The organism is Actinomycetes bacterium, from assembly GCA_036000965.1.
Taxonomy (GTDB): domain Bacteria; phylum Actinomycetota; class CALGFH01; order CALGFH01; family CALGFH01; genus DASYUT01.
Map to the genome: position 1 here is coordinate 1 of DASYUT010000017.1, position 6,065 is coordinate 6,065.

Below are 6,065 nucleotides of genomic sequence, written 5' to 3' on the forward strand. Positions count from 1 at the left end.
GGCTCGCCGGGTTCGACGGCGCCTACCTGCGGTTCGCCGGAGAGCTGCGCGTCGAGCACTACAAGGGCGAGCAGCTGGTGGAGAGCCACACCGACGACGCGCTGTGGGAGTTGATGTACCTCGGGAAGGCCCGCCCCTGAGGGCGAGTTTTGATCGTCACGGCCCAGTTCTCGTGAAGCTGCCGCGAAGTGACATGTAGCGCTGGGTGACGGCTGTGGGCTGAGGTTGATCCGTTGCCGATCTTCAAGAAACCGCCTTGCTGGTGATCGCTGCCTCGCTGCTTGCCGGCATGGTGGCCGCGTCGCAGGCCCACAAGAGGCGGCAACCCTGTAGGCGCAGACGCAAGCGGCGGTGACGGCTGCGGCGGTATCACGGTGCGTGGCGATGCGGTCGGCATCTGACTGCCGCCGCAGGCGGCGCGGGCCCAGGTCCGCCCAAGAACGCGGCCGCGCCGCAATCGCGCGAAGCTCACCGCTCGGCGCGGTCGCACCACTCCCCCGAAGGGAGGGACTGCGTGCTCTTAGGGCTTGGCCAGGACGGCATGCATACCGACCCGGCGCCACACCACATGAGGCTGGCCCTCCCGAACGGGCTCGCCGTAGTGGAAGGTCGCCCGACCGTCCGGCGCCCACGTCATCTCGAAGATTCTGGGAGCACCCTGAATCCCTCGAACGCGAAGGCCAGGACGAAAGCCCTTGTCGCGCGCAAGGTCTTCAACGAACTTCGCTACGGCTTCCCTGAAGCGTTGCTTGTCTGACTCGGAGAGCTGGTCGAAGTCCTTCACGAATCGAGGAAGCTTCTCATAGGTAGGCATGCGGTCGTCCCATCCTTGGGCGGTTCAGGTCGGCGGATCGTACCATGAGAAGATACGAAAATCGTACTAGCGAACTCTCTATCTCTTGCCGAAAGTCAAACTGTCGTCTACTGTCTGTTGACAGGCTTTACGACTAGCCAACCGACTGTTGCAGGATCAGGGGGGGACATGGGAGCGGACACGATGGCCCGCACAACCCTTCGAGCGAAGGGGCAGCTGACGCTGCCGGACGAGGTCCGTAAGGCCGCCAAGCTTGAGGAGGGGGACTTGATCGAGGCCGAAGTGTCAGAGAGCGGTGAGGTGATCCTCCGACCGCTTGCCACTGTCGACCGAAGCCAGGCATGGTTCTGGACACCCGAGTGGCAGGCCGGTGAGCGTGAGGCGACCGAGCAGGCCCGCCGGGGCGAGGGAGAGCGCTTCGAGACTGACGCTGCCTTCCTCGACTCGTTGGGATAGCCACACACAACACATGCGTGAGAGCCACCACCACGGTGGCTCTCACCGTTTGTGCAGCATGACCACCACGCGCGGCGAGGGCAGCGGTGCGCCCGAGCGCAGCTCACCATGCCACCGCCCGGGGCCGCCGCAGCCGGACCGCAGCCGCCAGTACCTGGACCCCGGATCGGTCACAACGCATCGTCGCCGCCCTCCTCGTCCTCGTCGGCCGGGAGCTGCCACAGCCACCCGAGCAGCCGCCCCGTCTCGGTGTCGCGGTCCTGCACGGACACGACCCCGAGCTTCTTCTTGGCGCGCTGGATCGTGCTCGCGCTGATCCCGGCGTCCCCGACGACCTTCTTCGCCTCGGCGACCGGGACCGGCCCGTCGGCGAGCAGGTCGCGGAGCAGGTCCATCGCCTCCTCGCGGACCTCGGCGTCCCGGCGGGAGTCGTGGCCGCGGAGCAAGGTGTCGGCGTCGATGCGGACGACGCCCCTCCAGCGAACCAGCGGGCACTCGAACAGCGGCTCGGACTCGACGGTGTAGCCGATAGAGGAGATGACCTTGGCGAGGTTGTTCTTCACCCGGGCGAGCACCATCAGGCCGGGCTGCTCGGGGTGCTCCTCGACCACCAGCACGGCCCGGGCCGCGCCGGCGAACGCGATCGACCCGCCCCCGCGGTACTTCGCCTTGAGGTCACCGGACTTGTTTAGGTGGCGGATCAAGAGGATCGCGCAGCCGGTCCGCTGGGCGAGGTCGGCGAGCGGGGTCGTCGCGCGGCGGACGCTCGCGTCGTTGTTGGTGGAGATCGTCTCCGACAGGTAGGCGGTGATCGGGTCGATGATGAGCAGCTTCGCGCCCACGCCGCGGATGGCCTTCTCGAGCCGGCCGAGGTCCTTGGGCAGCGACAGCGGCTTCACCCGGCCGTGCTCGTCCCGGGCCAGGGTGAACGGGCGTCTCGAATGGGGACGGACCAAGACGGGCGAACGCCGCACCGTGCCACTAGCCAGCTCGGCGCCTCCCTAGCCGGCCGGCCCCATACCCCGAGCGACCTCGTGTTCGGGATGCCGCAGGGCGGACCGCTGCGCGCCTCCAAGTGGGGCGAGCGCTATTTCCACCCGGCCGTCCGAGCCGCCGGACTGCCCGAGGGCTTGCGCGTCCACGATCTCAGGCACACGGCCGCGAGCCTGGCGATCCGTGAGAACGCCTCGGTGAAGGTCGTCCAAGCCACGCTCGGGCACCGCTCGGCGACACAAACGCTCGACCGCTACGGCCACCTGTACGCCGACGACTTCCAGGTCCTCGCCGACCGTCTCGACGCCGCGCATACGGCCATCACGCGCGCCGACGTGTGGCCCCACGGTGGCCCCGTCGTCGCGCTGGACAGCAAAAGGCCAGGTCAATGACCTGGCCTGATGGTGGAGGTGGGGAGACTCGAACTCCCGTCCCGCGGCGACGTCCCAGGGCTTCTCCGAGCGCAGCCATCGGCTGGATCTCGGACCGGGGTTGTCCGATGGCTCCGCTCCCCGGTCCCAGCCCGCAAGATGTCCCCGAGACGGCGGCGGGCGCCCCGCCCCGGGTGAGCCTGCTAGCGACGCCCGATCCGTTCCCACAGGCGGAGGAACGGCGGACGGCTACCTAATCGAGATTAGGCAGCGAGCGCGTAAGCGTTGTCAGTCTTGGCGCTTGTGATTTTCGCGGTTTGGTACGAAGCCCCGCGAACTCCGGCTCGCTTCCCCTGAGTCGAACCGTCACGGTCGAACCCAGGCACCCCCATGTGCTGTTGTCAACGCCACCTAGTGTAACCGCGCGCCCCGCCCGCCGCATTCCCGGCTCCGCCGGCAGGATGGGCGGTCGACAAGGCCACACACAGCGACGGGAGGCATCCATGGCACCCGTCACGGACCATGGCACCCGTCACGGACCATGGGCACCCCCTCACGGGCCATGGCACCCCCTCACGGACCATGGCACCCCCTCACGGGCAAGGTCACGCTGGTCACGGGGGGTCGCGGGGGATCGGCCGGGCGACCGCCGAGCGGCCCGGCCGCGACGGCGCGCGGGTGGCGGTCGCTACCACCGGCGGCAGGCCGCGGCCGCCCAGCGGGATCTACGCGCCCCGGGTGCGGGCCTTGCGGACCCGGTCCATCTCGCGGGCGGCGTCGCGCTTGGCCATCGCCTGGCGCTTGTCGTAGGCCCTGCGGCCGCGGGCCACCCCGAGCTCGACCTTGACGAGCTGGGACTTGAAGTACAGGCGGAGCGGCACCAGGGTGAGGCCGCGTTCGTTCACCCTGCGCGCCAGCTGCTCGATCTCCTTGCGGTGGAGGAGCAGCTTGCGCGGGCGGGTCGGCTCGTGGCCCTCGTACCCGGTGTGGGAGTAGGCGGGGATCTGCATGTGCAGGATCACGTCGCCGCCTTCGACGACCGCGTAGGCGTCCTGCAGGGACGCCTTGCCCTCGCGCAAGGTCTTGACCTCGCTGCCCCGCAGCTCGATGCCGGCCTCGACGCGGTCGAGGATCTCGTAGTCGTGCCGGGCCCGGCGGTTGGTGGCGACCGTGCCGGGAGGCTCCCGCCGTGGCATCGCTACCCCACCGCCTTGCCGGGCAGGTCGGCGAGGATCTCGTGGAGCAGCCCCTCGGCCCGCGCCAGCTGCAGGGGCGGGCTTCCCTTGATGACCACGTCGGGGACCAGGCCCCCGGGCGGGATCGGCCGGCCCTTGGGGGTCCGGTAGGAGGCCACCGTCACCGTCATGCCGCGCCCGCGGCCGAGGTCGAACACCTGCTGGACGGTGCCCTTGCCGTGGGTCGGGGTGCCGACCACCACCCCGCGGGCGCGGTCGGCGACCGCGCCGGCGACGATCTCGGAGGCGCTCGCCGACCCCTGGTTGACGAGCACCGCGAGCGACAGCCCAGGCACGGGCGCACGCCGGGTCGCGTAGACCACCGGCGCACGGCCTCGTTCCTGGTAGCTGGTGACCGGGCCGGGAGGCAGGAACACGCCGGCCACCTCGACCGCCTCGGGCAGCAGGCCGCCCGGGTTGTCGCGCAGGTCGAGCACGACCCCGGCGGCGCCCCGGGCGCGCAGGCCCTCGACGGCCCGGCGGACCTCCTCGCCCGTCCCGCGGCCGAACTCGTACAGGCGCACGTACCCGACCCGGCCCTGGAGCAGGCGCGACTCGACGCTCGGCACGCTGATCGCCATCCGGGGCACCGGGAGCGTGACGGCCCGGCCGCCGCGGCGCATGGCGAGGACGGCCACGCTCCCGGGGGCGCCCTTCAGCCAGCCGGTCACCGTCTCCAGGCCGCGGCCGGCGACCGGGCGGCCGTCGACCGCTTCCAGCACGTCCCCGGCGCGCACGCCGGCCCGCGCGGCCGGCGTGCCCGGCGGCACGGTGGTCACCTCGGTCGACCGGCCCCGCTGGCGGAGCCACAGGCCGACGCCGGTGAACTCGCCGTCGAGCCCGTCGCGGAGGTCCCGGAAGCCGTCCGCGGTGTAGAAGCGGGCGGCGGCGTCGCCCAGGACGGCGAGCATGCCGCGCACGGCGCCGTCGGCCAGGTCGGCGTCGGAGACCTGCCGCTCGGCGGCCGAGCGGATGCGGTCCCTGGCCTCGGCCACGATCTCGAAGACACCCGGGTCGTGGGGCTGGGCCGGGTCGCGGGCCTGGTGGCCGGTTGCCAGCCCCGCCACGAACCCCGCCGCGACCAGCAGCCCGCCCAGGGCGAGCGCCGCCGCCCGCCTGGGAAGGTGGGCCATGGCGCTGGTCAGACCCGCACGTACTTGCGCAGGGCGAGCAGGCTGGCCAGGGCCGAGGCGACCACGCCGAGCAGCAGCAGGAGCAGCCAGGACGAGTAGAAGTCGCTCAGCCCGACGATCGGCAGGACCTTGAAGATCGCCACCTGGTCGCGCACCCGCTGCAGGTAGAGCATGCCCACCCGGAGCAGCACGAACGACACCCCGGCGCCGAGCAGCCCGGCGAACACGCCCTCGGCCAGGAAGGGCAGCCGGATGTAGGTGTTGCTCGCCCCGACCAGCTTCATGATCTGGGTCTCCTTGCGGCGGGCGAAGGCCGCAACCCGGACCGTGACCGCGATGAGCACGACGGCGGCGACCCCGAGCACCGCCGCGAGCACCAGGAAGGAGTTCTTGAGCAGGTTGAGCACGGCGAACAGCCGCTCGACGAGCCGCTTCTGGTCGACGATCTGGTCGATCCCGGGCGAGCACTGCTCCTTGCCCCGGTCGTTCAGGACGCCGTTGCAGAACCGGTCGTGGACCTGCGCGAACTGCTCGGGGTCCTTCAGCTTGATGCGGAAGCTCTCGGGCAGCGCGGTCGCGTTCACGTTGCGGACGATGTCCGGGGAGTCCTTGAACTGGTCCTTGAACCGCTCGTAGGCCTGCTCCTTGGACTCGTACTGGACGTTCTCGACCACCGGGATGGAGCGGATCTCCTGGAGCAGCGCGTCGCGCTGCTCCGACCGGATGGTCGGGGTGAGGAAGACTGAGACCTCGATCTTGTTGGACCAGTAGCCGAACGAGAGCCCGACCTGCCTGCCCGCGAGCAGCGCGATGCCGAACAGGGTGAGGCTGATGGCCACGATGATGACCATCGACAGGGCCAGGAGCAGGTTCCGCCGGAACCCGCGGTAGGCCTCCAGCGCGATGTAGGAGAGCCTAAACGCCAAGGTCGTACACCCCCCGCTCCTGGTCGCGGATGACCTTGCCGTGCTCGAGCTCGACCACGCGCCTGCGCATGTCGTCGACGATGCGCTGGTCGTGGGTTGCCATCACCACGGTCGTGCCGGTCCGGTTGATGCGCTCC

Annotated in this window: 8 protein-coding genes and 1 other RNA gene; 2 read left to right on the top strand and 7 right to left on the bottom strand. The window is 70.5% G+C overall.

Annotated elements, in window-relative coordinates; translation table 11 throughout:
• Positions 1-520: 520 nt before the first annotated feature.
• A complete protein-coding gene (locus tag VG276_00775; protein ID HEV8647950.1) occupies positions 521-814 on the bottom strand; it encodes a hypothetical protein in 294 nt (97 codons plus the stop codon).
• A gap of 183 nt (positions 815-997) precedes the next feature.
• Between VG276_00775 and VG276_00780 the strand changes: the two genes are divergently transcribed.
• Complete coding sequence (locus VG276_00780; GenBank protein ID HEV8647951.1) at positions 998-1,270, top strand: AbrB/MazE/SpoVT family DNA-binding domain-containing protein; 273 nt, start codon at positions 998-1,000, stop codon at positions 1,268-1,270.
• A 170-nt stretch (positions 1,271-1,440) separates the two neighbouring features.
• Here the strand turns inward: VG276_00780 and VG276_00785 are convergent, their stop codons facing one another.
• A complete protein-coding gene (locus VG276_00785; protein ID HEV8647952.1) occupies positions 1,441-2,244 on the bottom strand; it encodes an AAA family ATPase in 804 nt (267 codons plus the stop codon).
• Here VG276_00785 and VG276_00790 point away from each other — a divergent pair.
• Positions 2,212-2,655 (top strand): tyrosine-type recombinase/integrase, encoded by a 444-nt coding sequence (locus VG276_00790; protein HEV8647953.1) that lies wholly within the window; start codon positions 2,212-2,214, stop codon positions 2,653-2,655. The genes VG276_00785 and VG276_00790 overlap by 33 nt on opposite strands.
• Before the next feature lie 10 nt (positions 2,656-2,665).
• Here the strand turns inward: VG276_00790 and ssrA are convergent.
• The 5 genes from ssrA to VG276_00815 form a co-directional block, all read right to left on the bottom strand.
• Positions 2,666-3,024: a transfer-messenger RNA gene (gene ssrA / locus VG276_00795) on the bottom strand.
• A gap of 335 nt (positions 3,025-3,359) precedes the next feature.
• Positions 3,360-3,830 (bottom strand): SsrA-binding protein SmpB, encoded by a 471-nt coding sequence (gene smpB / locus VG276_00800; protein HEV8647954.1) that lies wholly within the window; start codon positions 3,828-3,830, stop codon positions 3,360-3,362.
• A gap of 2 nt (positions 3,831-3,832) precedes the next feature.
• Positions 3,833-5,002 (bottom strand): S41 family peptidase, encoded by a 1,170-nt coding sequence (locus VG276_00805; protein HEV8647955.1) that lies wholly within the window; start codon positions 5,000-5,002, stop codon positions 3,833-3,835.
• Between the two features lie 8 nt (positions 5,003-5,010).
• The gene (gene ftsX, locus VG276_00810) at positions 5,011-5,928 is read right to left on the bottom strand and encodes a permease-like cell division protein FtsX (GenBank protein HEV8647956.1); all 918 of its coding nucleotides are present in this window, start codon (positions 5,926-5,928) and stop codon (positions 5,011-5,013) included.
• The coding region (locus VG276_00815) for a cell division ATP-binding protein FtsE (GenBank protein ID HEV8647957.1) at positions 5,918-6,065 on the bottom strand (148 nt) is incomplete at its 5' end. The genes VG276_00815 and ftsX, both read right to left, overlap by 11 nt.

Bases quoted from the DNA above. Each gene is read 5' to 3' on its own strand.
- VG276_00790 (HEV8647953.1), top strand. From the start codon at position 2,212: ATGGGGACGGACCAAGACGGGCGAACGCCGCACCGTGCCACTAGCCAG.
- VG276_00780 (HEV8647951.1), top strand. From the start codon at position 998: ATGGCCCGCACAACCCTTCGAGCGAAGGGGCAGCTGACGCTGCCGGAC.
- smpB (HEV8647954.1), bottom strand. From the start codon at position 3,830: ATGCCACGGCGGGAGCCTCCCGGCACGGTCGCCACCAACCGCCGGGCC.
- VG276_00805 (HEV8647955.1), bottom strand. From the start codon at position 5,002: ATGGCCCACCTTCCCAGGCGGGCGGCGGCGCTCGCCCTGGGCGGGCTG.
- VG276_00775 (HEV8647950.1), bottom strand. From the start codon at position 814: ATGCCTACCTATGAGAAGCTTCCTCGATTCGTGAAGGACTTCGACCAG.